Below are 26,325 nucleotides of genomic sequence, written 5' to 3' on the forward strand. Positions count from 1 at the left end.
CGCGATCACGCCGGAGGATCAGGTGAACAGCCGCACCCCGTCGAGGATGGATTGCACCGGCCGGCCCGTCGCCTGCGCGATTGCCGCCGCATAGGGCGGCAGGTTGCCGCATTCCAGCAGGATCAGCGTGACCTCGGGATGGGCTTCGATCAGGCCTCGGGCGGCTTCGATGACGGCGGCTTCCATGGCGGCGCGGTCGAAGCGGTCGGGCTGGGCTTCCTTGGCGGCAAGGAAGGTTCCACCGAAGATCGGGACATGGTCGAGGCCGCGGATGCGGACATCTTCGGGCTTCACCCCCGCCGCCTTCAGCGCCCCCGGCCCAAGGCTCGCCGCCGAAGCGGTGAGGATGCCGAAGACGGCCTTGCGGTCGGCAAGGCGCAGCAGCGGCAGCAGGCTGAGCGCCGAGAGCATGACCGGCACCCGGACGGCGCGGGCGATCTCGTGCTGCATCGACACCAGAAAGCCGCAGGTCGAGGTGATGAAGATCGCGCCCTCGGCTTCCAGTTCGCGGGCGGCTGCGATGAAGCGGGCGGCAAGTTCGGGGGCGGGGCGGCCATCCTGCACGATCTTCGGGCTGTCGGCGCCTTCGATCACGCGGACCCGCGCCGGCAGATCATAGCTGTCAGGATTGCCGGCATCGCCCCGGATGCGGGGGAAGCGGCTGTCGAGCGACAGGATGCCGATAAAGCCGGTCATGGCTCGTTTCCGTCAAGGGCGCGCAGGATCAGGGGCGAGGCATAGATCGGGATCTGCGCCATGGCCACGAACAGGCTGAAGCTCGGCTCGGGCGGCAGGGCCGCGAGCATCAGCGAGATATTGCGATTGCCGAAGACGAGGCCCATGGTGCGCGCCTTCGGTCGGGCAAAGGCGCGCGCCGCCAGCGCCCGCAGGGCCAGGTTGGCACCAAGGTTCAGCGCCAGCGCCAGCACCGCGAGGCCAAGCGTCAGGCCGGGCTGGCTGGCCGCGCGCGCGCGCACCCCGTCCATGAGCGGAAACAGGAAGGCCATCATCACCAGCGCCGCGACCCCGTCGAGGGCCTTGCCCTCGGCCGCAATCCGGGCCGGGCCGAGGGTGCGGCGCAGGATCACGCCGATGGCGATACCCCCGGCGAGGATGGCGAAGACCTTCAGCGCGATGCGGGCCGGCTCGACCGGCAGGTCGATGCCCGAGGCCGCCAGCGCCAGTGGCACCGTCAGCGGCGCAATCATGTTGCTGAGCAGCATCCAGTAGAGCGCCAGCCTTGCGTCATAGCCCAGCATCAGGGCGATATTCGGGGCCGAGTTCAGCACCGGGGCGGCGGCGAAGGCGGCAAGGATCAGCAGCATCGCCGCCCTTGCCCCGCACAAGGTGCCAAGCCCGGTCAGCAGCACCGCCGCCCCGACCTGGAAAAGCGCGATGCCCGCCAGCAGCGCCGGCAGGAAGCGCGGATCGGCCAGATCGGAGAGGATCGAGGCCAGATCCAGCCGGCAGAGCGCCAGCCCGATCAGCAGCGCGATCAGGACCGGCAGCACCGGCAGGAAGAAGGCGTGACGGATCGGCAGGAACGGCACGATCAGAAGCCCCGCCAGCAGGATCAGCCGCGCATGTCGCCCCGCCCATTCGAGCGCCCGGATCGGTGTCAATTCGGGGCCTGCTTCATCGCCTCGGGCAGCCAGGTTGCCAGTTGCGGGAAGGCCACCAGCACCGCCACCATCAGCACCATGATCAGGAACATGGGCAGCGCCGTGCGGGCGATATAGCCCATGTCATGTTTGGTCATGCCCTGCAGCACGAACAGGTTGAAGCCCACCGGCGGGGTGATCTGCGCCATCTCGACCACGACGACGACGAAGATGCCGAACCAGATCATGTCGATGCCGGCACCGCGCACCATCGGGTCGATGATCGCCATGGTCAGCACCACGGCGGAAATCCCGTCGAGGAACATGCCGATGACGATATAGAACACCGTCAGCGCCACGATCAGCGCGACCGGCGACAGCTCCATCCCGCCGATCCAGGCGGCGAGCGTGCGGGGCACGCCGGTAAAGCCCATCGACAGGGTCAGGAAGCTCGCGCCCATGAGGATCAGCGCGATCATGGCCGAGGTGCGGGCGGCGCCCAGAAGGCTCTGGCTGAAACTTTCCCAGGTCAGCGAGCGCTGCGCCAGCGCCAGCACCAATGCGCCGACGACGCCGAAGGCGGCGGCCTCGGTCGCGGTGGCGAGGCCGACATACATGGAACCGATGACGGTCACGATCTGCAGGATCACCGGGATCAGCAGGACCGAATTCTTCAGCGCGCCGATGAAGCCGAGGCGCGGCTCTCGCTCCGGGCGCTGATCGGGGCGGGCGAAGGACCAGCCGACGATATAGAGCATGAACATCCCCGCCAGCACGAGGCCCGGCAACACGCCGGCCATGAACAGGCTGGTGATGCTTTCCTTCACCGTCACGCCATAGACGATCAGCGTCAGCGAGGGCGGGATCATCAGGCCGAGCGTGGCCGCCCCGGCCAGCGTGCCGATGATCATGAATTCGGGATAGCCGCGCTTGCGCAGTTCCGGGATGGACATCTTGCCGACCGTGGTCAGCGTCGCCGCCGACGATCCCGACACGGCGGCGAAGACCGTGCAGCCGACGACATTGGTGTGCAGAAGCCCGCCCGGCAACCCGCGCAACCAGGGGGCGAGGCCCTTGAACATGTCCTCGGACAGGCGGGTGCGGAACAGGATCTCTCCCATCCAGATGAACAGCGGCAGCGAGGTCAGGGTCCAGCTTGACGAACTGGTCCAGACGGTGATCGCCATGGAACTGCCCGGATTGCGCGAGGTGAAGCCGATCATGCCCATATAGGCCACGCCCATCAGCGCCAGCCCGACCCAGAGCCCGGTGCCGAGCAGGAAGAACATCACGAACAGGAAGATGCCGATCTTCAGCCCGGTGGCGTCGCGGTCGAAGCCGGTCATCATCTGCAACGCGCCGTAGACGACCAGCAGGCAGGCGCCAAGAAAGACGAAGCGCCATTTGCGCGCGCCCAGCCGGTCGGTTTCCACCGGCACGCGCGGCGGATCGACGCCGAGGCTGTCGGTCAGCAGCACCCTTATCAGGTTGTCCAGCATCGCCAGCGCCATGACGCTGGTGCCGATGGCCATGGAAAGCTGCGGGATCCACAAGGGCGTGGCGTCCTGCCCCTGCGAGACATCGCCGAAGCGGTAACTGGTGATCGGGGTCTGGATGGCGTTCCAGGCGAAGAACAGCATCACCAGGCTGCCGATGCCATAGCACCAGATCTCGACCGCACGGCGCGAATTGCCGGCACGGTCGATGAGCAGGCCGACGCGGATATGCTCGTTATGCACGAAGGTATAGGCAAGCCCGAAGAACGAGGCCGAGGCCATGGCATAGCCGGCATAGGTGGCCCCGCCAGGCAGAAGCCCGCCCGACCACCTGGCCACCATCTGCGCGATCACCAGCCCGAGGATCGCCAGAAGCGAGGTCGCGGCCAGAATGCCGGTGGCGGAATAAAGGGCGTCAAGCGCGCGTCGCATCGGTATCCCCGTTCAGCAGAAGGGCCGGCGCGCAACTCGATGCGCGCCGGCCGGAAGGCGTTGTCAGCGAAAATGCCGGGGGACCGGGATCATTCGGCCTTGAAGGCGTCGATGATGGCCTTGCCGTCATCGCCGGTGGCTTCCAGCCATTCATTGGTCATCTGCTCGCCGATCACGGCAAGATCGGCGGCCAGTTGCTCGGACGGTTCGGCCACGCTCATGCCGTTATCGGCCAACGTCTTCAGGAAACCGTCGCTGAGGGCGGCAGCCCGTTCCGAGCCGCGGGTCTGGGCGGTGGCGGCAGCAGTCTTGACGCAATCCTGCACCTCGGCCGGAAGGGCCTCCAGTGCGGCGGTATTGGCGAAGACGGTATTGCGCGGCAGCCAGGCCTTCACGTCGTAGAAATGGCTCATGTCTTCCCAGGCCTTTTCATCGACGCCGGTCGAGCCCGAGGAGATCATCGAAGCCACGACGCCGGTTGCCAGCGCCTGTTTCAGCTCGGCCGCCTCGACCTGGGTCGGGACCATGCCGGCCAGTTCGGCCACGCGGGCGGTCGAGGAGTTATAGGCGCGGAACTTGATCCCGGCCATGTCGGCCACGCCGTTCACTTCCTTGTCGAAATACATCCCCTGCGCCGGCCACGGCACGGAATAAAGCAGCGTCGCCCCCTGATCGGCCAGGACCTTGGCCAGAACCGGCTCTGCCGCCGCGCGCAGCTTTTCGGATGCCTCGAAGGAACTGGCAAGGAAGGGCACCGAATCATAGCCGAAGATGGCGTTTTCATTGGCATGGGCGGACAGCAGGCGTTCGCCGATCTGGGCGTCGCCGGTCTGGACGGCGCGCTTGATCTCGTCGCCCTTGAACAGCGAGCCGCCGGGATGGACGGTGATTTCCAATGCACCGTTCGAGCAGGCCTTCACATCCTCGGCGAAGGCCACGGCGTTCTCGGTGTGGTAATTGTCCGAAGGATAGGCCACGGGCATATCCCAGTTTTCGGCACTGGCGGCGCCAGCCGCGACGGCAGCGGCAACGAGGGCGGGAATCGAGATGTTCATCGGTGAGCTTCCTGTTGGTTGGTTTTCTTCTTTGACCCCGAAAGGGGTTAGCGGAATTTCTAGCACCCTTTCCGGCGCCGGTTCCAGTCTTTAGCGCGCGCGCCGGAACCGGGTCGCGGCGAAGGCGGGCGGGGCCTCGATACGCCCGGCCAGCAGATCCGCGACCAGCCCGGCCGTGGCCGGGGCCGAGGCCAGACCGATATGGCCGTGCCCGAAGGCATGAAGGATATCGGCAGAGGCCGAGGCGCGCCCGATCACCGGCCGCCCGTCCGGGGTCGAGGGGCGATGACCGAGCCAGCGGGTGATCCTGTCGGGCGCGGGGTTCAGCCCCGGCCATGTCCGTTGCAGATGCCCCAGCAGGATATCGGCGCGGCGCCAGTCGGCGGACGCGTCGAGCGAGGCCAGTTCGACCTGGCCCGAGGCGCGCAGCTCGGTCAGGGTCGGCAGGTTGGCCATGCGCCCGTCCTGCGGCATGACCGGGATCGCCGGCCCGCCTTCGGCATCGGCGATCTGGACGAAATAGCCGCGCTCGCTTTCCAGCGGCACCCGGTCGCCGGCGGCACGGGCCAATGCTGCGGCGCGGATGCCGCAGGCGATCACGGCGGCATCGCAGGCGACGGGCCCCTGATCGGTCCGCACGGCGCGCAGCCGGTCGGCTTCGATCTCGAAGCCGGTGGCGCGGGCGCGGTGCAGCCGGACCCCCTGCCCCTTCGCCCAATCGCAGATCGCCGCGACATAGCCGCCCGGATCGGTGCAATGCCCGCCGTCGAGCACCATGACCCCGAAGCGGTAATCCGGCGAGAGGCCGGGCAGGATCTGGCGCAGGCGCGCGGCCTCCAGCGTTGCGGTCCTCAGGCCGAGGCGGTGGCGGAGGTCCCAGGAAAACGCCTCGCCCTCATAGGCGGCACGGTCGCGGAAGGCATAGACCAGCCCGTCCTGCCGGATCAACTCGGGCCGGCCGATGCGGGCGGCAAGGGCCATGTGGCGGGCGGCGGTATCGGCCAGAAGCGGTTGCAGGGCCTTGGCCGTGGCCTCGACCCGGGCCGGGGTGGCACCGGCCATCAGGAAGCGCCACAGCCAGGGCGACAGGCGCGGCAGGTGACGCCAGCGGATGGTCAGCGCGCCTTCGGGGTCGCGCAACATGCCGGGCACCTTGCGCCAGAGCCCCGGCGCCGACATCGGAATGATCGAGGCCGGGCTGAGGAAACCGCCATTGCCGTGGCTGGCGGCATGGGGGCCGCCGGGGCTTTCGGGTTCGATCAGCGTGACCTGATGGCCGTCCTGAAGCAGGCGCGCGGCCACCGTCGCCCCGATCACGCCCGCCCCGATCACCGCCACCCGTTTCGCCATCGCGCCCTGCCCGTTCTGTCCTTGCCGAACCGCTAGAGCAAGCCGGGGCGGCTTTCCACTGTCTTCTTCGGGTGGTTGGCGTTTCGCTTCCGCCAAGCCCGGCTGTCACGCCAGTGACAGCCACGCGCCTGCCCGCCCCAAGGCGGGCGCGTTCGCGCCCACCCGGGCAGGCGCTTACCGCTTAGTGCCAATGGAGCAGCATCTGTCAGATGCGCCTTAATGGCTGGTGCCGTCCTCGAAACTGATCTTGTTCCAGACGTTATACTTGCCCGAGGGCTTGCGCATCGGCAGGCGCTTCACCTCCTCCAGCGTCTTCGCGTCATAGATCACAACGGCACCGTCATCCTCCCACAGCGAGGCCAGCACATGGCTGCCGTCGCGGGTGAATTCGGTATGGGCGAAGGTCTTGCCGGGGAAAGGTGTCAGCACCTTGACGATCTCAAGCGATTGCTTGTCGATCACCAGCATCTCGTCCTTGTGCGGCCCGAAGAAGACATCGGCCCAGAGGTAGGGGCTGGCCGAATGGCTGCGCAGGAAGAAGCCCGGCCCGTCGGTCTGGATCTGCTTGACCAGCGACCAGTCGTCCATGTCGATGACCGAGATCACGCCCTCGTTCAGATGCGGGGTGGCCATGACCCGGTGGCCGTCGCGTTCCCAGGTGATGCCCGAGCCCAGATGCGGCATCCCCGGCAGCGGCAGTTCGGCGATCTCGCGACCGACATCGAGGTTGACGACCACGCCCTTGTCGCCCTCTCGATTGGTGCCGATCAGGTTGCGGTAATCGGGGGTGAAGAAGAAATCGTCCAGCGGTTCATCGGTCAGGATGCGGCGGCGGGCGAAAAGCCCTTCCTCGGCGCCGAGCGCTTCTTCCATGTCCTTTTCATAGCTGTGCACGAAACCGTCATGGAAGGGGCCGGCCTCGGGGTCGGTGGCGATCTCCCAGATCTCGGGGGCGTCCTTGAGCGCCAGCACGAAGGACTTGCGATCCGGTGCCTGATAGACCGCCGAGACCCGGCTTTCGCTGCCGTCGCGGGCCACGACCGGAATGATCTTCTCGGGCGAGAGGTCGTCGGTCGACAGGATGGTCAGGCTCGCCGGCAGGTAATTCGCCACCGCGAGCCATTTGCCGTCATGGCTCATGGCGATATTGCGGCTGTTCAGCGCGGCGCGGATGCGGCCCACTTCCTGCAGCGACCAGATGTCGTATTTCTGCACCCAGCCGTCGCGGGACATGATGAAGACATAGCGCCCGTCGGGGCTGAATTTCGGCCCGCCATGGACGGCGAAGGGGGTGGCGAAGCGGTCCAGCACCTCGAACGTGTCGCCGTCGAGCACGCTGACATGGTGATCGCCGGTTTCCACGACAAGGGTGATGTTCAGCGGATCCGCGCTGAAGACCGGCGCCTCGGCGGGCTGGTAATCCGGGTTCATCTGCCGGCTTTCGGCCATCTGTTCGGGCGTCCATTCGGGATGGAAGCCGAGCGGCGCGGTCACATATTCGACCAGCCCGGCAATCTGATCCTCGCTCAACTGGTCCGCGAACCCGGCCATCTGGGTCGAGGGACGGCCCTGCGAAATCACCGCATCGAGGCCCTTCACCCGCCCCAGCGTTTCGGGAATCAGCGCCGGGCCGGTGCCGCCAAGGCGATCCTCGCCATGGCAGGCGGCGCAGTGATCGGCGAAATCGGTGGCGGGATCGGCCCCGGCGGCCAGCGGCAGCAACGCGAGAAGACTAGACGAAACGATGCGCCGGATCATGGCTTTTTCCCCGGAAAGGCGTGACAGAGAGGCGGGCGGCATCGGCATCGCCGATCCCGATTTCGCGCGCGGACAGATAGCAGGCGGGATCTTCGGCCCAGGGGTCGCCGGTCAGTTGCAGGGCGCGGATGCGGGTATTGCCGCCGCAGACCGCCTGATGGGCGCAGGCCCCGCAACGCCCGGTCAGCGGGCGCGGGCGGGTGCGCAGCGTTTTCAGGATCGGGTCATCCCCGGTCCAGATCGCAGAGAAGGGCTGCTCCTTCACCGAACCGACGGTGTAATCGGACCAGTAGGTATCGGGATGGACCTTGCCCTGCGGGTCGATATTGCCGACGCCGAGCCCCGAGGAATTGCCGCCCCAGGCCTCCAGATGTTCGCGCAGGTTGGCGACCGCATCGGCGGGGAAGTTCCGCGCCGCCCAGTTCAGGAAATAGACCGCGTCGGCATCGTTATTGCCGGTCACGACCTCGAAAGGCGCGCCGGCCTGAACGGCGGCCCAGGCACGCTCGATCAGCAGGTCCATGGCGCGGCGGGTATGGTCGTGCTCTGCATCCTCGCCCCGGTGCTTGTCGCCGCGCCCGGCATAGACGAGGTGCGAGAGATAGAACTTGTCCACGCCCTCGTTCTGGCACAGGTCCAGCATCGCCGGCAGGTGATGGGCATTGCCATCGGTGATGGTGAAGCGCAGCCCGACCTTGACGCCACGCGCCTTGCAGGCCCGCACCCCTTCCAGCGCCTGATCGAAGGCACCTTCGACGCCGCGGAACCAGTCATTGACCTCACCGATGCCATCGAGCGAGATGCCCACATAGTCGAAGCCCAGATCGGCCAGCCGGTCGATATTGCCGGCATTGATCTTGGTGCCATTCGTGGACAGCGACAGGTGGCGGAAATTCAGCCGCCGGGCTTCCTCGGCCAGCTCCCAGAAATCGAAGCGCGACATCGGCTCTCCGCCCGAGAGGATCAGCGCCGGGATCCGGAAATCCGACAGGTCGTGCAGCACACCCATCGCCTGTTCATGCGTCAGCTCGCCCGGAAAGGGGCGGTCGGCGGAAACGGTATAGCAATGGCGGCATTTCAGGTTGCAGCTGCGCGTCAGGTTCCAGATCACCACCGGCTTGACCGGCCCCGAGCGGCGGCGGGCCGGCGTCGGCGTGACAAGCTGGTGCATGTATTGGGTCAGGCGGAACATGGAGCTTCCTTTCAGCCGTTCTGCAGGCGCAGGCCGGTCTTTTTCAGGATCCGGGTGGAATAGAGGATATCGCAGGCGGTGCAGGCATCGCCAAGCATCTTGCGGATGATGGCGCGCTTCTCCTCGACCTCCTGCCGCGAGGTGCCGTGCAGCATCGCGAACAGGTTATAGCGCCAGACCGGCGCGCGCGGGCGCAGGTAGCAATGGGTCACGAAATCGAGCGCCCCGATGCGGCGACCGAAATCCGAGGCGCGGGCATCATCCACGTCCCAGACGCTCATCCCGTTGGCGACCATGCCAAGTGCGTAGTGGTTCGGGGCCAGTGCGATGCGCCGTATGATACCGCGTTCCTGCATCGCGGCGAGGCGGTCGATCACCTCCTGCTCGCTCAGCCCCAGGGTTTCGGCGACCTGCGCATAGGGGCGGTCGGTCAGCGGCAACCCGGCCTGGGTGGCGGCGATGACGCGGCGGTCGATGCTGTCGATCATGCTCATGCGGGCACCCGGAAGCCGATGAAGAATTCTTCGAGTTTGGGGAATTGCCAGACCTTCAGCCCGGTCTCAGCCTCGATCCTCTCGCAGGTCTCGCCGATGGCCTCGGGCCGGTCGGTGGCCAGCACGAACCACATGTTCAACTCGTGATCGCGGCGGTAATTATGCGCGACCTCGGGATGGGCGTTCACCAGGGCGGCGACACCGTCGAACAGCGCCTCGGGCGCCGAGAGCGCGCACAGGCAGAAGGCCCCGCCCATGGCCGCCGCGTCATAGAAGGGGCCGAAACGGGTGATGGCACCGATATGGCGCAGATGGGTCAGGCGCGAGACCAGGTCCTCGCCCGGGATGCCAAGCGCGCGCCCGGCCTCCTCGAACGGTTCGGGGACCAGCGGAAAGCCGTCCTGCAACGCGTTCAGGATGGCGCGGTCGGTGGCGTCGAGCGCGTCTTCGGGAAGAACCTGACGGCGCATCACGCGGCCCTCCCCTTGCGGGGGGGCGGGGCATCGGCGATCAACGCGCCGCGTTGGCGGAAGCAGCGGGTCGAGAACAGGACCTGATGCGGCACCTCGTGCAATTGCGGCAAGGCCCTTGCGCAATCGAGGGTGGCCAGCGCCTCCTCGCGGCTGCGGGCGTGGATCATGCAGAAAAGCGGCCAGTCCCAGAGGCCCGGCACGGTGCGGCGCTGATAGCACAGGGTCACGCCGGGCAGGCCGGCAAGGGCGCGGCCCGCGTCTTCGATTTCAGCTTCGGGCAGGCGCCAGGTGACCATGGCATTCTCGCGCCAGCCAAGGGCGCGGTGGCGCACGATCACGCCGACGCGGGTCAGGATGCGGGCTTGCGACAGGGCTTCGATGCGGGCGATGATCGCGGCCTCGTCCCGACCCAGATCGCGGGCCAGCGCGGCGAAGGGATGCGGCACCAGCGCCAGACCCGAGGACAGCGCCTGCATGATCTCGCGGTCCCCGGGGCGGATCGCGCCTTCATCGGCGGGCCGGTCGAGGCCCATGCTGCGCCGCGGCCCCTCCAGCGGGAAGCCGAGGTCGATATTGAAGGCGCGCACCAGCGGCAGGGACAGCACGTTCAGCCCCGAGGCCGCCTCGATCCGCGACAGGCTTTCGGCCAGCGCGGCCTGATCCGGCGCGGTGGCCACGAACCAGATATTCCAGGCATTCTCGCGCAGATAGGAATGGTTCACGCCCGGCTCGGCGCCGACGATGGCGGCCACCTCCTCGATCCGGCCCTCGGGGGCGCTGAGCGCCGCCAGCGTCGAGGCCCCGGCCGTATTCGGCCGGCAGGTGGCGCCGACGCGGGCGATGCGGCCGGCCTGATGCAGGTGGCGCAGCCGGGCGATCACCTCGGCCTCGGTCACGCCCAGCCGCGCGCCCATGGCGGCGAAGGGTTGCGGCACCAGCGGCAGGTCGCGCTGGAAATCGTCGAGCAGATGCAGGTCAATATCCATCATGATTACAGCCCTGTCCGATGTGCGCGGTCGGTGAAGAAGATGCCCGAAGGTGCCTGCGCCGGGATTTCGCCCAGCACCTCGCGCGTATGGGCATCGCGGATCTCGATGCGGTTCTCGTCACGCACCGACAGCCAGACCTCGGTGCCGCGCGGGGCGAATTCCATGTGCAGCACGCCCTTGCCGGGGGTCAGGGTATCGGTGACCTCATGGGTCAGCGCATCGACCACCTGGACCGAGCCATTGTCGGGCGGGGCGAAATTCACCCAGATCTCGCGCTTGTCGGGGCGTGCCACGGCAAAGACCGGCTGGCCCAGAAGATCGGTGCGCCCGATCTCGTGCAGGTTTCCGGCATCGACCCAGAGCAGCTGGTGCAGACCCACCGCCGGCAGCGCGAAAACCCCGTCGGCCAGCGTCCAGCCCTGCAGATGCGGCATCTTGTAGACCGGCAGGTCGGGCTGGTCCTTGCCGTAATCCGGCAGGAAATGCGTGACCTCGGGCGGGTCCTTCCACAGGTCGATGGCGGTCAGCCCCTTCTCGCCGAAAAGCCCGACGATATAGGTGCGCCCGTCGCCGGTCAGCAGCGCGTCATAGGGATTGGCCCCGATCCCTTCCAGCCGGGTGATGGCCGGGTCAGTGTCGCCGGCTGAGAAGTCCAGCAACCAGACCTCGCCCGTGTCCCAGGTGGCGACGGCGAAACGGCGGCCCGGCACATCGGCGATGCCCACGGTCTTGGAGTTCATCGGGATATCGGCAACCAGATCCAGCGTCTCGGCATCGAAGACCTTGACCCCGCCGGGTTCGTAATTCGACACCGCAACCAGCCTGCCATCGTCGGAAATCGCGCCGCCGATGGAATTGCCGCCCTGCACCACGCGCTTGACCACGCTTCGGGTCAGGATATCGACCTTGGTCAGCCCGCCGTCGCGACCGAAGACATAGGCGAAACGCTCGTCCGGGGCATAGACGAGGCTGGCATGGGACAGATCGCCCAGCCCCTCGATCCGGCCAAGGGCGGCGCGTTCGGAACGGTCGACGACCAGAAGCGAGCCGGCCTCGCGTTCGACCACCAGCCCGAGATCGCCGGTGCCGCGCAACTCCTCGGCCCCGGATGGCAGGGCCATGGCAAGAAGAAGGGCTGCGGCGAGGGCGCGAAGGATCATGGCTGGTCCCCTTTCAGAAGATATTCGGCGATCCAGCGCGCCTCGTTTTCCTCAAGCAGCGGGCGCCAGCCGGGCATGGCGGTGCCCGGCATCCCGTCGAGGATCAGCAGCGCGAGATCGTCGGGATCGCGGCCTTCCAGCGCCTCGGCGGTGATCGGCGCGCCGAGGCCGCCGGTCAGCCTGAGCCCGTGGCACGATCCGCAATCCTGACGGACCAGGTGGCGCAGCTCATCGGCGCGGGAATCGGTGATGGCCTGCGCGGCAAGCGGGGCGACAAGCGCGGAAAGCGCCGCCAGAGCCAGGGCCGCGCCGGCAAGGCCTGCGCGCCGCAGCCCGGTGCGAAAGGTCGCGCCGGTATTCAAGCGGTTGCGGAAATATCTTGCGCGGGTCGACATGCCGTCTGGCAGCCCCATCTTGCTGGATTACCTGCGCATCTTCCTGCCCGAACTCGGCACGGCGGGCTTTGACGTCGGTCAACAGGGGGCGGGAATTTTCCCGGCGCGGGCGATCAGCCCCCGTCGCGCAGGCTGTTCAGCCCGAGGATGGCGGCACCGACCAGACCCGGCTCGATCCGGCATTCGGCGGGCACGATCAACGGCTGATCGCGCTTCCACAGCACCTTGTCGCGAACCGCAAGATCGAGCGCCGCGACCAGCGGGCGCGAATTGGCCAAACCGCCACCCACGGCGATGATCCCGGCGCCGATCATGTTCTGGACCATGGTCAGCGGGCCGGTCAGTATCTCCAGCCAGAGGGCGATGCTGCGGCTTTCCTCGGCCCTGTCCGCCTCCCATCCGGCGACGATGGCCGGGCAGTCCAGCACCGCGCCGGGGTGAAGATAGCTGTGCAGCCGTTCCAACCCGCGCGCGCCGCAGACCGCGTCGAGGCAGCCGGAACTGCCGCAGCCGCAGGGAAAGGCCGGCAGCACCACGGGCGGGTCGCCGACGACGCGCTGCGCGACGGCGCCGTGACCCCATTCGCCGGCCACGCCGCCCGCCGCGTTGATCAGCCGTCCGCGCACCACCAGCCCGCCGCCGATCCCGGTGCCGAGGATCACGCCCAGCACTACCTCGTGCCCCCGGCCCGCGCCGATGGCGGCCTCGGCCAAGGCGAAGCAATCGGCATCGTTGCCGAGATCGACCGGCAGACCAAGTGCCGCGCTGAGATCGTGGGCCAAGGGCCGCCCGCCGAGGCAGGGAATATTGGCGACGGTGGCGTGCCCGGTTGCCGGATCGACGGCGCCGGCGATGGAAAAGGCCAGCCGCGCCGGCGGCTCGGGCGCGGACGCGATGGCGGCGCGCAGGGCCTCGGTAAAGGCCGCAAAATCATGGCCGGGCGTCGGCACGCGGCCCTGCGGGCGCAGATCGTCCACGGCATAGGCATGGCCGATCTTGATGGCGCTGCCGCCGATATCGAAACACAGGATCATCCGGCACCCTTCACTTGTCACCTGAACGCGCTCAGATCGCCGCCTCGCGCCCCTCGGGATGCACCTCGTCATAATAATCGCGGAGCTTCAAGCCAGAGGCCGCCGCCTGATCGAGCACGATCACCGCCTTGCGGTGCATCTGCAGGGCGGATGCCGGGCAAGAGGCCGAAAGCGGCCCCTCGATCATCGCCGCAGCGGCCTCGGCCTTGGCGGAGCCATAGGCCAGCAGCACGATCTGATCGGCGCGCAGGATGGTGCCGATGCCCATGGTGATGGCCAGCCGGGGAACCTCGGCCGGGTCGTCGAAATAGCGGGCATTGGCCTCTCGGGTCGAGCGGGTGAGCGTCTTGATCCGCGTCAGCGAGGCAAGGCTGGAGGTCGGTTCGTTGAAGCCGATATGCCCGTTCGCGCCCAGGCCCAGCAGTTGCAGACCGATATCGCCGGCCTCGCGGATCGCCTGTTCGTAAGCCTCGGCCTCGGCCTCGGGGTCGGCGGCGTCGCCGCGCGGCAGGTGGGTCGCACCGGGGGCGAAATCGACATGGTCGAACAGTTGCTCGCGCATGTAGCGCCAGTAGGAGCGGGGGTGGTCCGGCGACAGCTCGACATATTCGTCGAGATTGAACGAGCGTGCCCGGGCGAAGCTGACCCCGCCGGCGCGATGGGCGGCGATCAGGCGGGCATAGACCGCCTCCATCGTGCCGCCGGTGGCAAGACCCAGCACCGTCGCTGGCTGCGCCTCAAGCCGCGCCGCGATCAGCCCGGCGGCGCGGGCGACGGCGAGTTCCGGCGTCGGATGGATCAGGACCTTCACAGGGGTTTCCAGGCGAGGGCGTCGATCTCGATCTTGGCGTCGATCATCAGCCGCGACTGCACGGTCGAGCGGGCCGGCGGATGGTCGATGAAATGCTTCTCAAACACCGCGTTGAAGCTGGTGAAATCGCGCGGATCGTCGAGCCAGCAATTGACCTTGATGACATCTTCCAGCCCGCATCCGGCAAGCGCCAGCACGGATTTGATATTCTCGATCACCTGTTCGGTCTGGGCGACGATGCCGCCCTGCACGACCTCTCCGTCCACGGTCGGCACCTGGCCCGAGACATGCACATAATCGCCCGCGCGCACGGCCTTGGCAAAGGGGCGACGGGTGCCGCCGGCCTGCGCATCGGCGGTATCAAAGCGGATCAGGCGGGGGTCGGTCATGGCGGCGCTCCTAGGTAATTCATTTTCACAATACTGCTGTCAAATGGCGAAATCCAGCGATGACATGGACGAAATCGCCTGCATGAGTAAATAATTTTCTCTCGTGACATGCGAAAGCTTGCTACCCGCCCGGCCCTTTGCAGGTGGCCGGCACGCTCAGCCGGTGACAGCCCCGCCGGGCGCAGCGCCGGCAGGCTCGGCCGACCGGCGCTTTGATGCACGGTTGTCGCGCAGCATCAGCATGGCCGGGGTGACGATCAGGGTCAGCACCGTGGCTATGACCAGCCCGCCGGCAATGGCCGAAGACAGCTCGGTCCAGTACTGGGTCGAGGGCGCGCCATATTCGATGCTGCGATCGACAAAGTCGATATCCAGCCCGATCACCATCGGCATCAGGCCAAGCGCGGTGGTGATCGAGGTCAGAAAGACCGGGCGCAGACGCTGCGCCCCGGTGCGCAACGCAGCCTCCAGCGGGACCATGCCCTGCTTGCGGAAATCGTTATAGGCGTCGATCAGCACGATATTGTTGTTCACCACGATCCCGGCCAGGGCGATCACCCCGACCCCGCCCATGACGATGCCGAAGGGACGCCCGGTCACCACCAGCCCCAGCAGCACCCCGGCGATGGAGAAGATGATCGCGCTCATCACCACGAAGGCCTGATAGAAGCTGTTGAACTGCAGAAGCAGGATCATGAACATCAGCACCACGGCGGCGAAAAAGGCGCTGATGAGGAAGGTCATGGCTTCGGTCTGGTCCTCGGCCTCGCCGGCGAATTCATAGGTGGTTCCCTCGGGCAGATCTGCCGATGCCAGCGCCTGTTGCAGCTTCACCACCTGATCGTTGACCAGCAGGCCGGGGCCGACATTGGCCTCGACACTGATGACACGGCGCTCGTTGATATGGTGGATCACCCCCACCCGCTCGGCCGGAGCGAAGGAGACGAAGTTCGAGATCGGCACCAGCCCCGAGGTTGTCGGCACCCGCAAATTAGCCAACTCTCCCAAGGACCGCGCCTCGGCAGGGAAGCGGACGCGGATATCCATCTCGCCCTCGGCATCGGTGGGGCGGTAATCGGTCACGGTGATGCCCTGGGTCAGCAATTGCACCGCCTGCCCCAGCAGGCTGACATCGGCCCCGAAGCGCGCCGCCTCGGCGCGGTTCACATTGATGGCGATCTCGACGCCCGCAAGCGGCCTGTCGTCGGTCACATCGACGAAGCCGCCGATTTCCTGCATGATGCCCAGCACCTGATCGACCGCCGCATTCTGGCTGTCCAGCGTGCGGGCGGTGACGCGCAGATTGACCGGCTTGCCCTCGGGCGGGCCACCGGCGGCGATCTCGATCTGGATTTCGATGCCGGGGATGTCGTCGACATTCGCGCGGATCGTCTCTCCGATATCCTTGGCGGTGGCGCGGGTATCCCAGTCTTCCAGGTCGAGTTGGATGGTGCCGGCGATATCCTCGTCATCGCTGCCGGTGCTGCCGAGATTGGAGCGCGCATAGACCCGCTCGATCCCATCCATGCCGAGAATGCGCGCCTCGACCTGACGCACCAGATCGTCGCGTTCGTAGATCGAAAGATTGTCCTTGGTGCGGATCTGGACCTGCATGAATTCCGGCTCGACATCGGGAAAGAAGCTGAGCCCGCGCCCGAACTGACCGTACAGCGTGAACGAGCCGATCAGCAGCGCCAGTGCCAGAACCACCACCGTCCAGGGTCGCAGGATCGCCTGTTCCAGCACCTTCACGTAAAGCCCGGTCGCGCCGGGCGCGCGGCGCGGATCGCCGTATTCGGAGGCATGAAGCGCCATCTTCTCATTCGCCGTGCGCGGCCGGGCGCGACCGATGGCGCCACCGACCACGGGAATGAAGATCAGCGCCGTGAACAGCGACGCCGTCAGCGTCATCAGCACGGTGATCGGCAGGTATTTCATGAAACCGCCGATGATGCCGGGCCAGAAAAGCAGCGGGAAGAACACGCTGAGCGTCGTCAGCGTCGAGGAGATGATCGGCCAGGCCATGCGCTTGGCGGCGAAGGAATAGGCCCGTTTCGGCGCATCCCCTTCCTGAAGGCGGCGGTCGGCAAGCTCGGCGGTGACGATGGCACCATCGACCAGCATCCCCACGACCAGGATCAGCGCGAACAGCACGACGATATTCATCGTATAGCCCATGGCCCAGATCACCGCGACCCCGGCCATGAAAGCGCCCGGAATCGACAAACCGACCAGCACCGCCGAACGCAGGCCAAGCGCGATCACGATGACGATCATGACCAGAAAGATCGCCACCAGTACGTTGTTTTCCAGACTGGTCAGCAGGGTGTCGACCTCGGTGCTCTGGTCCTGCAGATAGGCCACGTCGACGCTTTCGGGCCAATCGGCGCGCATCGCCTCGACTGCCTGTTTCACCGCCGCCACGGTGTCGATGATATTGGCGCCTGAGCGCTTCTTGATCTCCAGCGACAGGGCCGGCTGGCCGTCGATGCGGGCATAGCCGGTCGGGTCCTCGAAGGTGCGCCGCACCGTCGCCACATCGGCGAAGGTCACGACCGTATCGCCATTGACCTTGACCGGCATGGCCATGACATCGGCCACATCCTCGATCAGGCCGGGCACCTTCAGCACCATGCGACCGCCGCCGGATTCGATGGCACCTGCCGCGATCAGCTGGTTGTTGCGCGTCAGTTGCGAGATCAGCGTGCTGAATTCGAGATTGTAGGTCTGAAAGATCGTCGGGTCGATCAGCACTTCCAGAAATTCGTCGCGCTCGCCGCCGATATCGGCTTCGAGCACGCCCGGAATGGCCTCGAACGCGTCCTGTGCCTGTTCGGCCAATTGGTTCAGCGTGCGCTCGGGCACCGGGCCGGACAGGACCACGGTGATGATCGGGAAAAGCGCGGTATTGATCTCGACCACGGAAATTTCGGTCGCATCGGCAGGCAGTTCGTTCTGCGCCGTATCGGCCGCCTCGCGAACCTTGTCCAATGCCTCGTCGATATCGCCGCCGGCGGCGAATTCGATCAGGATGCCGGCATAGCCCTCGGTCGCGGTGGCCGTCATCAACTCGACCCCCTCGATATTGCCGAACTCGGTCTCCATCGGTTCGACCAGCAGACGCTCGGAATCCGAGGGACTGATCCCGTCCAGCGTGGTCACGACATAAACCAGCGGCAGCGGCACTTCCGGATTCGCCTCTTTCGGGATCGAGACATAGGCGATGGTGCCGACCAGCAGCACCAGGATCAGCGTGATGATGACCGCCCGGCTGCGCTGAAAGGCGGCGTCGATGATCTGGTTCACTGGCCCGGTCCCAGATTCGAGGACATTTCGGCACTGCCAGGCACATCATTGGCCGTCATCGCCGATGTGTCGATATCCGACTCAGCGGCCTCGGCCGCAGCCTCGCCGGCACCCGCAACCTCGCTTTCCAGCTGCGCGCGCACGGCCTCGCCATCGCGGACGAAACCCTGACCGATGGTGACGATCCGTGCCGTTTCGGGCAGGCCGGTGGCCCAGAACCCGCCCTGCTGGGCATCGGCGACCTCGATCGGGACGAAGCGGACGATGCCGTCTTCCTCGATCTTGACGCCGATATTGCCCTCGGGGTCCAGCGAGACGATGGAGGGTTCGATGAAATGCGCCTGTTCCTCGCCGGTGGGAATGGTGATCTCGGCCGAGATGCCCGCCGGGATCGCCCCATCGGGGTTGTCGATCTCGATCTCGGCCAGAAAGGTGCGGGTCGCGGCCTCGGCGGCGGTGCCGACGAAGCTGACCACGCCGTCGCGTTCCTGGCCGGTGATGAACTGGACCTTGGCCATCTGCCCGGTCCTGATCCGGTTCAGCGATTGCTGCGGCACCTGAATGGTGACGGTCAGCGGATCGTTATCGACCAGCCGCGCGACTTCCTCGCCCGCGGCGACAAATTCGCCTTCATTGATCGGCAGGGTCTCGATCCGGCCCGAGAAAGGTGCCAGCACGGTCAGATCATCGAGCGCCACCTCGGCTGCCGTCACCTGCGCCTGGGCCGAGGCCAGATCGGCGCGCGCCTCGCTGACGCGGTCGCTGGTGGCCACGCCGCGTTCGCGCAACTGGCTGGCATTGTCGAATTCGCGCTGCGCCCGCACCAGTTCCTCGCGCGCCTGTTCCAGCGTCGCCTCGGCATGGTCCGAGGAAAGATGCGCGATCACCCAGCCGGCCTCGATATCGGTGCCCTTCTCGGCCAGCACCTCGATCACCGTGCCCGAGGTCTCGACCCGCACCGCAGTATCCCGGTCGGGCTGGGCCTGACCCTCGGCGCGGAAATTCAGCGTCACCGGCCCGGCATGGGATTCGCGCACCAATACGCGGGGCGGCAGGATCTCGGCTGCGGCGCTGTCTTCGGGCGCGGGCGGGGCCAGAAAAATACTGCTCGCCATCCAGCCCACGACCAGCAACAGCAACAGAAGCGCGATCCAGATCGAGCGCGAGGCCCCCTTGTCGGTCTCGAATTTCAGCGGGACGCGGCCCGTGTCGTGATCGGTCATGCTCGTCTTGATCCATTGCTGACGGCGAATCGCGCCGCGTGCCTGTGCCCCCGGTTACTACAGAATTTATGTTAATGACATAAACATACCTCTGTTCGTCGTCGCAGCTGCCAAAATGCTGCCGCATTCAACTGGCAGGCGAGAACCTGCGCGGATGCTCTGAACGGCGCGGGATGGGCAGAACCGTTGCCGCTTCAACTGCGAAGGCGACAGGACGGTTCCCTGATGGCGCAGGCTATCGCCACGTCACCATCTCACGATATCGCGAGAGCCGGCCAGGATCGACCGGCGGGGCTATAGCATGTGTTTTGAAACGGGAACAGGCGCACAGGCCGCCATCCGTATGGAGCGACGGCCCATGTGCGTTCGCAATGCGGCAATCCGATGGCTCAGATCAACCCGTTGGCCTTGAGAAAACCGCGCATCTTCGCCTGCTGCGCCTCGGTCAGCGGCCAGGCCGAAGGCGGGCGCGTCGGGCCGCAATCGTCGCCCATTGCCTGCAGCGCGGCCTTGACGCCGGTGACATTGGTGCCGTTCATTTCCTCGGCGCGGATATCCTCGAAGGCGCGCATCCCGGCGATCAGGGCATTGGCGCGGGCGTAATCCCCGGCCTCCAGCGCGGCATGGATCGCGAGCGAGCGTTCCGGCCAGAGATTGATCAGCCCCGAGGTGAAGCCGCGCGCGCCCACCGCATAGAAGCTGGGCGCCCAGACCTCGGCCAGCCCGCCAACCCAGACGATATCCGGATCGCAGGCCTCTTTCGCCTCGGCCAGGCGCATCGGGTTCGGCGTCGCCCATTTGACGCCCTTGACGCCGGGGGCGGAACAGAAGGCCTCGATGGATTTCGTGCCCACCGCGTCGTTGCGCAGATAGAGCATCATCGGCAGCCCGCCCGAGGCATCGGCGATGGCCTTGAGGTAATCGACCACGCCGCGCGGGGCGGTGAACGGGTCCGGCGGCTGGTGGATCATCAGCGCCGCGGCCCCGGCATCGGCACTGGCCCGGGCCAGCCGCACCGCGTCGCGGATGCCGCGCCCGACGCCGGCCAGCACCGGCGCCCGGCCCCCGACCATGTCGCAGACGGCCCCGGCCATGGCGCAGGCCTCGTCCGTGGTGAGCGCGTAGAATTCGCCGGTATTGCCGTTCACAACCGGCATGTGCAGCCCGGCCCCAAGCGCGCGGTCGATGATCGGGACCAGCCGGTCGGGCGCGATCTCTCCATCGTCGCCGTAAGGGGTCACCAGAATGCCGGAAATGCCGGTCAGGGCTTCATCGAGTGTCAATGTCATCATCTTCTCCAATCAATCCGAGACATAGCCCGCGCCATGCGCGGCCCGGTCCCATTCCACCAGCGGCGCGCGCAGGGCTTCCAGCGCGTCCTCGTCCAGTTCCATGCCAAGGCCGGGGCCTTCGGGCAAAACGATGCGGTTGCCCTCGAAACGGATGCGCTTTTTCACGATATCCTCGACGTAAAGCAGCGGCCCGACCGGGTCCGAGGCGGCGGACAGTTCGGCCATCGACACCCCCAGATGCGCCTGCGCCGAAGTGCCGATGGAAAGCTCCTGCGTGGTTCCGATCAGCGCCTTGATCCCGGCGAGTTCGGCCAGATGCGCCAGCTTCTTCGCCGGCAGGATGCCGCCCGAATTCACCGTGATGTTGAAGATGTCGACCGCGCCCGCCCGGATCAGCGCCATCGCCTGCGCGGCGGATGAGGCATGTTCGCAGACATCGGCCTCGACCCGGCGGCGGATCTCGGCCATGCCGGCCAGATCCTCGCGCCAGCTGACGCTTTCGATCACCTCGAAGCCGAAGGGCTTCAGGCACTCATAGGCGCGCAGCACGTCCTTCCAGTAATGGCGGGCCTGGAAATCCAGCGCCTTGAGGATGACGCGTTGCCCGAAACGGTCGCGCAAAGCGGTCAGGAATTTCTCGTCCTTGTCGAAATCGACCCCGACATAATAACGGAAGCGGGAAATCCCCTGATCCAGAAGCTCCTGAATATAGCCGAGATTGCGTTCGTAATCGGCCTCGGCCTTCACCTGGAACAGCGGATAGCAGATCTCGATCCCGTCGCGCACGCGGCCGCCGAACAGGTCGCAGGCCGGCACATCCAGCGCCTTGCCCATGATGTCATAGCACGCCATGTCGATGCCCGCCGCGATCTGCGAGCCGGGCGTGAAGGGCGGATAGCTGGGCGCCGAGGCGAAGTAGTTATGCAGGTAATTCGCCATCTCGCGATGCATCGCCTCGATCGCGAAAGGGTCGCGGCCCAGCACGACCTTTTCGATTCCCATGCGCACGGCCTCGATATCGGGCATGTACATACGGTACATGTCGAGATCCGAAATCTCGCCCAGACCCGTCACCCCTTCATCGGTATGCATCTGCAGGATCAGGTGCGAACTGATGGAACCTGTGCGCCGATGCGTCTGGATCGGCGTCAGCGTGATACCCGAGATCTTCATTCAGTCCCCCAGCAGCAGATTGGGCAGCCACAGCGAAATCTGCGGCACATAGGTCACCAGCATCCATCGCGATCGAGCCGGGATAATCCGGCACATGCAGGTTCCAGCCGCGCTGGTCGCGGGCCTCTGCCGCGACGGCAAGACCCAGCACCGAGACCGAGGCCGGTATGGCCATACGGTCAAGTTTCCAGAACATGGGCATCCGTCACTCCTCTGCCGTTGTCGAAAAGGCCTTACTCCCCAGCCTTTCGGGAAGTGTAGGAAGGGCGGGTGAGATGTCAATCATATTTGACAATATAAATTACATCTTGATGTTGCGCGGAATACACTCAGAATGGAAATCCCGTGCAATACATTGCAAATACGTAACAAATCATGCCGCCCGTCTGACTTCGCGCCAAGACACACGCCGTTCATTAGTTAGACCTTCACTTCAATATTGGAAAAGTTGTTAATTAGAATTACTTTCAAAAACTCTATAATCGGGCGGAAGGATACGAATCGTTGGGGGAGGAAATGATGACCGACAACAAGGCGTTTCCACAGTCGATCCTGATCACCGGAGCGGCGGGCAATCTGGGACAGGTCACCGCCCGCGCGCTGAGCGACCGGCTGCGCGCCGGCCAGATCAGGCATCTGCGGCTGGCCGATATCCGGCCCATCCCCGCCGTCGAGGGGGTCGAGGCGATCCAGACCCCGATCAGCAGCCGCGAGGTCGCCTTCGACCTGGCCGAGGGCATGGACGCGATCATCCACCTGTCCGGCATCCCGACCGAAGGCACATGGGAAGCGCTGATCCCCGCCAATATCGCGGCCACCGCGCATCTCTGGGATGCGGCTGTGGCGCATGGGGTGGACCGGGTCCTGTTTGCCAGTTCGAACCACGCGGTCGGCATGTATCCGGTCGATCGGACCGTCGATCACAGCGCCCCGCCTTGCCCCGACAGCCGTTACGGTCTGACCAAGGCCTTCGGGGAACAGCTTGCCGCGCTTTACGCCGCCAAGACCCCGGTGCGGGGGTTCTGCATGCGCATCGGCTCCTGCTTCGAGGTTGTAAGCGCGAAGCGCCACCTGCAGACCTTCCAGTCCCATGCCGATTTCATCCGCCTGATCGAGACCGGCCTGACCGCCGATTACCGCTTCGAGGTGGTCTATGGCATCTCGGACAACCCGGGCAGTTTCTGGGACAATGCCAATGCCCGCCGCCTGGGTTACGCGCCGCAGGACCGCCCCGCCGATTTCATGGCCGAACCCGTCGACGAAACCGATTACCGCTTTCAGGGTGGCAGCTTCGCCGACGCCCCCCTGAGCCGCGATTAATTCGCGTCGTCGATGATCCGGTTGCGCACGCTGGTGAGGTGATATTGCATATAGAGCTTCGCCAGTTCGGCATCGCCGGCGCTGATCGCCTGAAAGATGTCGCGATGTTCCTGCAGCACGCGTTCCTTGCGGTCGCTCGACCGCTTGACGGTGATGGTCGAGGCGATGCGCATCGTCCCCATCATGTCGGGGCGCAGGAACAGAAGCTGCTTTTCGAACAGGTCGTTTTCCGTCGCCCGCGCGATTTCCAGATGGAACAGGAAGTCGGCTTCCAGCCCGTCTTCGCCGCCGCGCATGGTCTCTTCCATCACGCTCAGCGCCTGGCCGATGCGGCGGCGATGCGCCTGATTGATGCGCAGGGCCGCCAGCCGCGCGGCCTCGACCTCCAGCCCGCGCCGGACCTCGTAGGCGCGCATGTATTGCGCGATCCGGGCATCTTCGGTGTAATGGGCCATCTCATGCGGCGGCAGCCGGCGCACGAAGGTGCCCGATCCGCGCCGCGCGTCGATCAGCCCGTCATTCTGAAGATGCTGCAAGGCCTCGCGCACCACCGGGCGGGAAACGTCGAAGCTGGCCGAAAGCTCCTTCTCGGTCGGCAGGCGGGCGCCGATCCGGTATTGTCCGGTCGAAAGCTGCAGCAGGATCTGGGCATAGATCTCATCCGCGAGGCGCCGCTTGCGCAGCGGCGTGGCGGAAACGGCGATATCGGTGGGCGTGTTCATCGGCGGCCATGTCTGGATTTGTCAAATTGTAAGCATGACACCGGGGAAGTTGTCAATTGAGGGGAGGGGATGCGATGCAGGTCGAGGTGGTTCTGGCAGCGGGTGCAGGGATCGGTGAATCGCCGGTCTGGTGCGACCGCGCGCAGGTTCTGTGGTGGGTGGATATCGCGGCGGGCGCGTTGCATCGCTTCGCGCCGGCGACCGGCGAGGACAGGGTCTGGCCGATGGGCCGCGCGGTGGCCTGCATCGCCCTGACCGAAGGGCCCGATCTGGTCCTTGCGCTTGCCGACGGGCTGTTCCGCTTCACACCGGAAACCGGCGCGCTGGCACCTCTGACGAGTTTCGAGGCCGACCGCCCGGAAAACCGCCCGAATGACGGCGCGATGGGTCGCGACGGGCGCTTCTATTTCGGGACCATGAAATCTGCGCCGGACGGGGTGCCCGGCGGCGCGCTTTACCGGCTGGACCCGGACGGGCGGGTGACGCGGCTCTTGGAGGGGCTGCATGTCTCGAACGGGCTGGCGGTCAGCCCGGATGGCGGGACGCTTTACCTCTCGGACAGCTGGAAAGATGTGCGCAAGGTCTGGGCCTTCGATCTGAAGCAGGGCGAAGTGTCGAACCGGCGCGTCTTCTTCGACACGGCGGGCCGCCTGGGTCGTCCAGATGGCGGCTGCGTCGATGCCGAGGGGTTTTACTGGAGTGCGGCCATCGACGGCGGGCAATTGCTGCGCATCTCTCCGGCGGGCGAGGTCGTCCGGGTGATCGAGATGCCGGTGAAGAAGCCGACGAAATGCTGCTTCGGCGGGCCGGATCTGGATGTGCTTTACGTCACCTCGCTTGGCGAGACGGATGACAGCCCCGATGCCGGCGCGCTGATGGCGCTGCGCCCGGGCGTGAAGGGCCTGCCAGAGCCTCGGCTGGCGATCTAGCCCAGCATCTGCCGCACCGGCCCGATCAGCGCCTGCCCGATGGCGCGGGTATTGGCCGCGTCCAGATGCACCCCGTCCAGACCCGAGGGCCGGGCCACCGTTGCCGCATCGAAGAAGCCGCAGCCGGTTTCTGCCGCAAGCGCCGCATAGGCGGGGGCGAATTCCCGCGACACCGCCAGTTCGCGCCCGGACATCGGCGCCTCGCCACTGTCCAGTTCCACGCAATGCGGCGGCGCGACGATCAGGATCTGCGGCACCGCGCTGCCCCGCGCATAGGGATAGCTGCGGACGATCTGGATCAGCCGGGTCATGCCGGCGACCGGGCCGTGAATGGTCGGGCTGATGAAGGATTTCAGGTCATTCGTGCCCAGCATGATGACGACCAGATCCAGCGGCGAATGCGAGCCGAGCAGCATCGGCAGCACCTTCGCGCCATTCCGCTCGCAGGGGGCGGTGTGATCGTCGAAGGCGGTCGTCCGCCCGCCAAGCCCCTCGGCAATGACCCGACAGCCATCGCCCAGCCCCGCCGCGAGAACCGAGGGCCAGCGATCCTCGAAGGCATGGCGGCTGTCATTCTCGACATCCGTGCCCCAGGTCAGGCTGTCGCCGAAGGCCATGATGGTTTGGGTCATGTGGGATCCTTTCGCATGTTCAGGCCGATCCCCGCCGGATCAGCGTGAAGCCGAGGTCGATGGTGCCCGGCCCCTCGGCACCGCCATCGAAGCGGGCCAGCAGCGCATTCGCGGCCTCGCGGCCAAGGGCGTCGCGGTCGACGCGGATGGTGGTCAGGGGCGGGAAGGTGTGTTCGGCGAAGGCCTGATCGCCGAAGCCGATCACGGCGATGTCCTGCGGGACGGAAAGGCCGCGCGATATTGCCTCCGTCAGGATGCCATGGGCGAACTGGTCGGAACTGCAGAAGATCACCCCGCCCGTGAAGCCGTGCTCGTCGATCAGCCGGGCAAGCGCGTCGCGGCCCTGCCCCAGCGTGGCGGTGCCGGGGGGGAAGTCGATCCGCGCGACAGGACCGGAATCCCGGGACTGGTAGCGCGCGATGAAGGCATCGCGGCGGCGCTGCGCGCGAAGATCGCCGGCGGTGACGGTAGCGGCGCGGCGGTAGCCGGCGTCGAGCGCGAATTCGGCCCCGGCGCGGCCGACCTCGTGATGGGAAAAGCCGATGCAGCAGTCGATGGGGGTCTCGGTCACGTCCCAGACCTCGACCACCGGGATGGCGGCGCCGATCAGCATCCGCCGCGCCTCGGGGCTGTGATGGATGCCGGTCAGCAGGATCCCGTCGGGACGCCGGGCAAGATGGGTCGCGATCATCTCCTGCTCGCGCGCGGCGTCGAAGCCGATCTCCGACACCATGATCTGATAGCCATGCTGGCGCATGATCTCGGCAAATCCGTGCAGCAGGCTGGAATAGACGATATTGGTGATCGAGGGCACCAGCGCCGTGATCAGGTTGCTGCGCCGCGAGGCAAGCGCGCCTGCCAGCGCATTGGGCACGAAGCCGGTCGCCTCGATCGCCTCGTGGATGCGCTTCAGCGTCTCGGGCGAGACCTTGGACGGGTCCGACAGCGCCCTTGAGACGGTGACCTGCGACACGCCCGCCATGCGCCCGACCGTGGTCATGGTGACCGCCCCCGGCTTTTTCGGCAGGGGGCGGGGCTTCGGGTCTGGATCACGCGTGGTCATGGCCCGAGATATGGCGGGCCGGGCGGGACCGCGCAA

The 26,325-nt window shown here is 66.4% G+C and carries 25 protein-coding genes and 1 pseudogene; 2 read left to right on the forward strand and 24 right to left on the reverse strand.

The window, feature by feature from the left end:
* Window positions 1–18: 18 nt before the first annotated feature.
* The 21 genes and pseudogenes from Q0330_RS07565 to Q0330_RS07665 all read right to left on the reverse strand — a co-directional run bounded on the left by Q0330_RS07565 (window position 19) and on the right by Q0330_RS07665 (window position 21,819).
* Window positions 19–696 (reverse strand): aspartate/glutamate racemase family protein, encoded by a 678-nt coding sequence (locus Q0330_RS07565; protein WP_299476802.1) that lies wholly within the window; start codon window positions 694–696, stop codon window positions 19–21.
* Window positions 693–1,622, reverse strand: coding sequence for a hypothetical protein (locus Q0330_RS07570; RefSeq protein WP_299476804.1), 930 nt, complete (start codon window positions 1,620–1,622; stop codon window positions 693–695). Before Q0330_RS07570 ends, Q0330_RS07565 begins: the two co-directional genes overlap by 4 nt.
* Window positions 1,619–2,947 (reverse strand): TRAP transporter large permease subunit, encoded by a 1,329-nt coding sequence (locus Q0330_RS07575; protein ID WP_299476944.1) that lies wholly within the window; start codon window positions 2,945–2,947, stop codon window positions 1,619–1,621. The genes Q0330_RS07570 and Q0330_RS07575 overlap by 4 nt, the downstream gene beginning before the upstream one ends.
* A 138-nt stretch (window positions 2,948–3,085) precedes the next feature.
* A pseudogene (locus tag Q0330_RS07580) lies at window positions 3,086–3,529 on the reverse strand (TRAP transporter small permease); the annotation flags it as partial.
* Window positions 3,530–3,618: 89 nt separating this feature from the next.
* Window positions 3,619–4,584 (reverse strand): TRAP transporter substrate-binding protein, encoded by a 966-nt coding sequence (locus Q0330_RS07585; protein ID WP_299476807.1) that lies wholly within the window; start codon window positions 4,582–4,584, stop codon window positions 3,619–3,621.
* Between the two features lie 90 nt (window positions 4,585–4,674).
* Window positions 4,675–5,934 carry an FAD-dependent oxidoreductase gene (locus Q0330_RS07590; protein WP_299476810.1) on the reverse strand — a complete coding sequence of 420 codons (1,260 nt, stop codon included), beginning with the start codon at window positions 5,932–5,934 and terminating at the stop codon, window positions 4,675–4,677.
* A gap of 216 nt (window positions 5,935–6,150) precedes the next feature.
* On the reverse strand, window positions 6,151–7,692 hold the full coding sequence (locus tag Q0330_RS07595; RefSeq protein WP_299476813.1) for a cytochrome D1 domain-containing protein: 1,542 nt from the start codon (window positions 7,690–7,692) through the stop codon (window positions 6,151–6,153).
* A complete protein-coding gene (gene nirJ / locus Q0330_RS07600; protein ID WP_299476815.1) occupies window positions 7,667–8,884 on the reverse strand; it encodes a heme d1 biosynthesis radical SAM protein NirJ in 1,218 nt (405 codons plus the stop codon). The genes Q0330_RS07595 and nirJ overlap by 26 nt, the downstream gene beginning before the upstream one ends.
* An 11-nt stretch (window positions 8,885–8,895) precedes the next feature.
* A complete protein-coding gene (locus Q0330_RS07605) occupies window positions 8,896–9,372 on the reverse strand; it encodes an AsnC family transcriptional regulator (RefSeq protein ID WP_299476947.1) in 477 nt (158 codons plus the stop codon).
* A 2-nt stretch (window positions 9,373–9,374) separates the two neighbouring features.
* Window positions 9,375–9,848 carry an Lrp/AsnC family transcriptional regulator gene (locus Q0330_RS07610; RefSeq protein ID WP_299476818.1) on the reverse strand — a complete coding sequence of 158 codons (474 nt, stop codon included), beginning with the start codon at window positions 9,846–9,848 and terminating at the stop codon, window positions 9,375–9,377.
* Complete coding sequence (locus Q0330_RS07615) at window positions 9,848–10,840, reverse strand: AsnC family transcriptional regulator (protein WP_299476821.1); 993 nt, start codon at window positions 10,838–10,840, stop codon at window positions 9,848–9,850. The genes Q0330_RS07610 and Q0330_RS07615 overlap by 1 nt, the downstream gene beginning before the upstream one ends.
* A 2-nt stretch (window positions 10,841–10,842) precedes the next feature.
* The gene (locus tag Q0330_RS07620; protein ID WP_299476824.1) at window positions 10,843–12,000 is read right to left on the reverse strand and encodes a cytochrome D1 domain-containing protein; all 1,158 of its coding nucleotides are present in this window, start codon (window positions 11,998–12,000) and stop codon (window positions 10,843–10,845) included.
* Window positions 11,997–12,296: a cytochrome c gene (locus Q0330_RS07625; protein WP_299476950.1), complete on the reverse strand. Its 300-nt coding sequence runs from the start codon at window positions 12,294–12,296 to the stop codon at window positions 11,997–11,999. The genes Q0330_RS07620 and Q0330_RS07625 overlap by 4 nt, the downstream gene beginning before the upstream one ends.
* Window positions 12,297–12,508: 212 nt before the next feature.
* Window positions 12,509–13,429, reverse strand: coding sequence for an ROK family protein (locus tag Q0330_RS07630; RefSeq protein ID WP_299476828.1), 921 nt, complete (start codon window positions 13,427–13,429; stop codon window positions 12,509–12,511).
* A 31-nt stretch (window positions 13,430–13,460) separates the two neighbouring features.
* Window positions 13,461–14,240, reverse strand: coding sequence for a glucosamine-6-phosphate deaminase (gene nagB / locus Q0330_RS07635; RefSeq protein ID WP_299476830.1), 780 nt, complete (start codon window positions 14,238–14,240; stop codon window positions 13,461–13,463).
* A complete protein-coding gene (locus Q0330_RS07640; RefSeq protein ID WP_299476833.1) occupies window positions 14,237–14,629 on the reverse strand; it encodes a Rid family hydrolase in 393 nt (130 codons plus the stop codon). The genes nagB and Q0330_RS07640 overlap by 4 nt, the downstream gene beginning before the upstream one ends.
* A gap of 156 nt (window positions 14,630–14,785) precedes the next feature.
* Complete coding sequence (locus Q0330_RS07645) at window positions 14,786–17,935, reverse strand: efflux RND transporter permease subunit (RefSeq protein ID WP_299476837.1); 3,150 nt, start codon at window positions 17,933–17,935, stop codon at window positions 14,786–14,788.
* Window positions 17,932–19,158 (reverse strand): efflux RND transporter periplasmic adaptor subunit, encoded by a 1,227-nt coding sequence (locus Q0330_RS07650; RefSeq protein WP_299476839.1) that lies wholly within the window; start codon window positions 19,156–19,158, stop codon window positions 17,932–17,934. Before Q0330_RS07650 ends, Q0330_RS07645 begins: the two co-directional genes overlap by 4 nt.
* Before the next feature lie 389 nt (window positions 19,159–19,547).
* On the reverse strand, window positions 19,548–20,447 hold the full coding sequence (locus tag Q0330_RS07655) for a dihydrodipicolinate synthase family protein (RefSeq protein WP_299476842.1): 900 nt from the start codon (window positions 20,445–20,447) through the stop codon (window positions 19,548–19,550).
* A gap of 12 nt (window positions 20,448–20,459) precedes the next feature.
* On the reverse strand, window positions 20,460–21,623 hold the full coding sequence (locus tag Q0330_RS07660) for an enolase C-terminal domain-like protein (protein ID WP_299476844.1): 1,164 nt from the start codon (window positions 21,621–21,623) through the stop codon (window positions 20,460–20,462).
* Complete coding sequence (locus Q0330_RS07665; protein ID WP_299476846.1) at window positions 21,529–21,819, reverse strand: hypothetical protein; 291 nt, start codon at window positions 21,817–21,819, stop codon at window positions 21,529–21,531. Before Q0330_RS07665 ends, Q0330_RS07660 begins: the two co-directional genes overlap by 95 nt.
* Window positions 21,820–22,142: 323 nt before the next feature.
* On the opposite strand from Q0330_RS07665, the gene Q0330_RS07670 reads away from it, so the two are divergent.
* Window positions 22,143–22,943 (forward strand): NAD(P)-dependent oxidoreductase, encoded by an 801-nt coding sequence (locus tag Q0330_RS07670; protein WP_299476849.1) that lies wholly within the window; start codon window positions 22,143–22,145, stop codon window positions 22,941–22,943.
* Here the strand turns inward: Q0330_RS07670 and Q0330_RS07675 are convergent.
* Window positions 22,940–23,665: a FadR/GntR family transcriptional regulator gene (locus Q0330_RS07675; RefSeq protein WP_299476852.1), complete on the reverse strand. Its 726-nt coding sequence runs from the start codon at window positions 23,663–23,665 to the stop codon at window positions 22,940–22,942. The two genes, Q0330_RS07670 and Q0330_RS07675, sit on opposite strands and share 4 nt — an antisense overlap.
* Window positions 23,666–23,739: 74 nt before the next feature.
* Here Q0330_RS07675 and Q0330_RS07680 point away from each other — a divergent pair, with 74 nt between their 5' ends.
* Window positions 23,740–24,594: an SMP-30/gluconolactonase/LRE family protein gene (locus tag Q0330_RS07680; protein WP_299476854.1), complete on the forward strand. Its 855-nt coding sequence runs from the start codon at window positions 23,740–23,742 to the stop codon at window positions 24,592–24,594.
* Here Q0330_RS07680 and Q0330_RS07685 read toward each other — a convergent pair.
* Together Q0330_RS07685 and Q0330_RS07690 are read right to left on the reverse strand one after the other, a co-directional pair.
* Window positions 24,591–25,226, reverse strand: a complete 636-nt coding sequence (locus Q0330_RS07685) for an SGNH/GDSL hydrolase family protein (RefSeq protein ID WP_299476857.1) — start codon at window positions 25,224–25,226, stop codon at window positions 24,591–24,593. The two genes, Q0330_RS07680 and Q0330_RS07685, sit on opposite strands and share 4 nt — an antisense overlap.
* A gap of 19 nt (window positions 25,227–25,245) precedes the next feature.
* Window positions 25,246–26,289: a LacI family DNA-binding transcriptional regulator gene (locus tag Q0330_RS07690; RefSeq protein WP_299476860.1), complete on the reverse strand. Its 1,044-nt coding sequence runs from the start codon at window positions 26,287–26,289 to the stop codon at window positions 25,246–25,248.
* Window positions 26,290–26,325: the final 36 nt, after the last annotated feature.

The organism is uncultured Paracoccus sp. (genome assembly GCF_937873615.1).
In the GTDB taxonomy this organism is placed as follows: Bacteria; Pseudomonadota; Alphaproteobacteria; order Rhodobacterales; family Rhodobacteraceae; genus Paracoccus.

Bases quoted from the DNA above. Each gene is read 5' to 3' on its own strand.
- Q0330_RS07565 (WP_299476802.1), bottom strand. From the start codon at position 696: ATGACCGGCTTTATCGGCATCCTGTCGCTCGACAGCCGCTTCCCCCGC.
- Q0330_RS07575 (WP_299476944.1), bottom strand. From the start codon at position 2,947: ATGACCGGCTTCGACCGCGACGCCACCGGGCTGAAGATCGGCATCTTC.
- Q0330_RS07585 (WP_299476807.1), bottom strand. From the start codon at position 4,584: ATGAACATCTCGATTCCCGCCCTCGTTGCCGCTGCCGTCGCGGCTGGC.
- Q0330_RS07590 (WP_299476810.1), bottom strand. From the start codon at position 5,934: ATGGCGAAACGGGTGGCGGTGATCGGGGCGGGCGTGATCGGGGCGACG.
- Q0330_RS07595 (WP_299476813.1), bottom strand. From the start codon at position 7,692: ATGATCCGGCGCATCGTTTCGTCTAGTCTTCTCGCGTTGCTGCCGCTG.
- nirJ (WP_299476815.1), bottom strand. From the start codon at position 8,884: ATGTTCCGCCTGACCCAATACATGCACCAGCTTGTCACGCCGACGCCG.
- Q0330_RS07605 (WP_299476947.1), bottom strand. From the start codon at position 9,372: ATGATCGACAGCATCGACCGCCGCGTCATCGCCGCCACCCAGGCCGGG.
- Q0330_RS07610 (WP_299476818.1), bottom strand. From the start codon at position 9,848: ATGCGCCGTCAGGTTCTTCCCGAAGACGCGCTCGACGCCACCGACCGC.
- Q0330_RS07615 (WP_299476821.1), bottom strand. From the start codon at position 10,840: ATGATGGATATTGACCTGCATCTGCTCGACGATTTCCAGCGCGACCTG.
- Q0330_RS07620 (WP_299476824.1), bottom strand. From the start codon at position 12,000: ATGATCCTTCGCGCCCTCGCCGCAGCCCTTCTTCTTGCCATGGCCCTG.
- Q0330_RS07630 (WP_299476828.1), bottom strand. From the start codon at position 13,429: ATGATCCTGTGTTTCGATATCGGCGGCAGCGCCATCAAGATCGGCCAT.
- Q0330_RS07640 (WP_299476833.1), bottom strand. From the start codon at position 14,629: ATGACCGACCCCCGCCTGATCCGCTTTGATACCGCCGATGCGCAGGCC.
- Q0330_RS07650 (WP_299476839.1), bottom strand. From the start codon at position 19,158: ATGACCGATCACGACACGGGCCGCGTCCCGCTGAAATTCGAGACCGAC.
- Q0330_RS07655 (WP_299476842.1), bottom strand. From the start codon at position 20,447: ATGACATTGACACTCGATGAAGCCCTGACCGGCATTTCCGGCATTCTG.
- Q0330_RS07660 (WP_299476844.1), bottom strand. From the start codon at position 21,623: ATGAAGATCTCGGGTATCACGCTGACGCCGATCCAGACGCATCGGCGC.
- Q0330_RS07665 (WP_299476846.1), bottom strand. From the start codon at position 21,819: ATGTTCTGGAAACTTGACCGTATGGCCATACCGGCCTCGGTCTCGGTG.
- Q0330_RS07670 (WP_299476849.1), top strand. From the start codon at position 22,143: ATGACCGACAACAAGGCGTTTCCACAGTCGATCCTGATCACCGGAGCG.
- Q0330_RS07675 (WP_299476852.1), bottom strand. From the start codon at position 23,665: ATGAACACGCCCACCGATATCGCCGTTTCCGCCACGCCGCTGCGCAAG.
- Q0330_RS07680 (WP_299476854.1), top strand. From the start codon at position 23,740: ATGCAGGTCGAGGTGGTTCTGGCAGCGGGTGCAGGGATCGGTGAATCG.
- Q0330_RS07685 (WP_299476857.1), bottom strand. From the start codon at position 25,226: ATGACCCAAACCATCATGGCCTTCGGCGACAGCCTGACCTGGGGCACG.
- Q0330_RS07690 (WP_299476860.1), bottom strand. From the start codon at position 26,289: ATGACCACGCGTGATCCAGACCCGAAGCCCCGCCCCCTGCCGAAAAAG.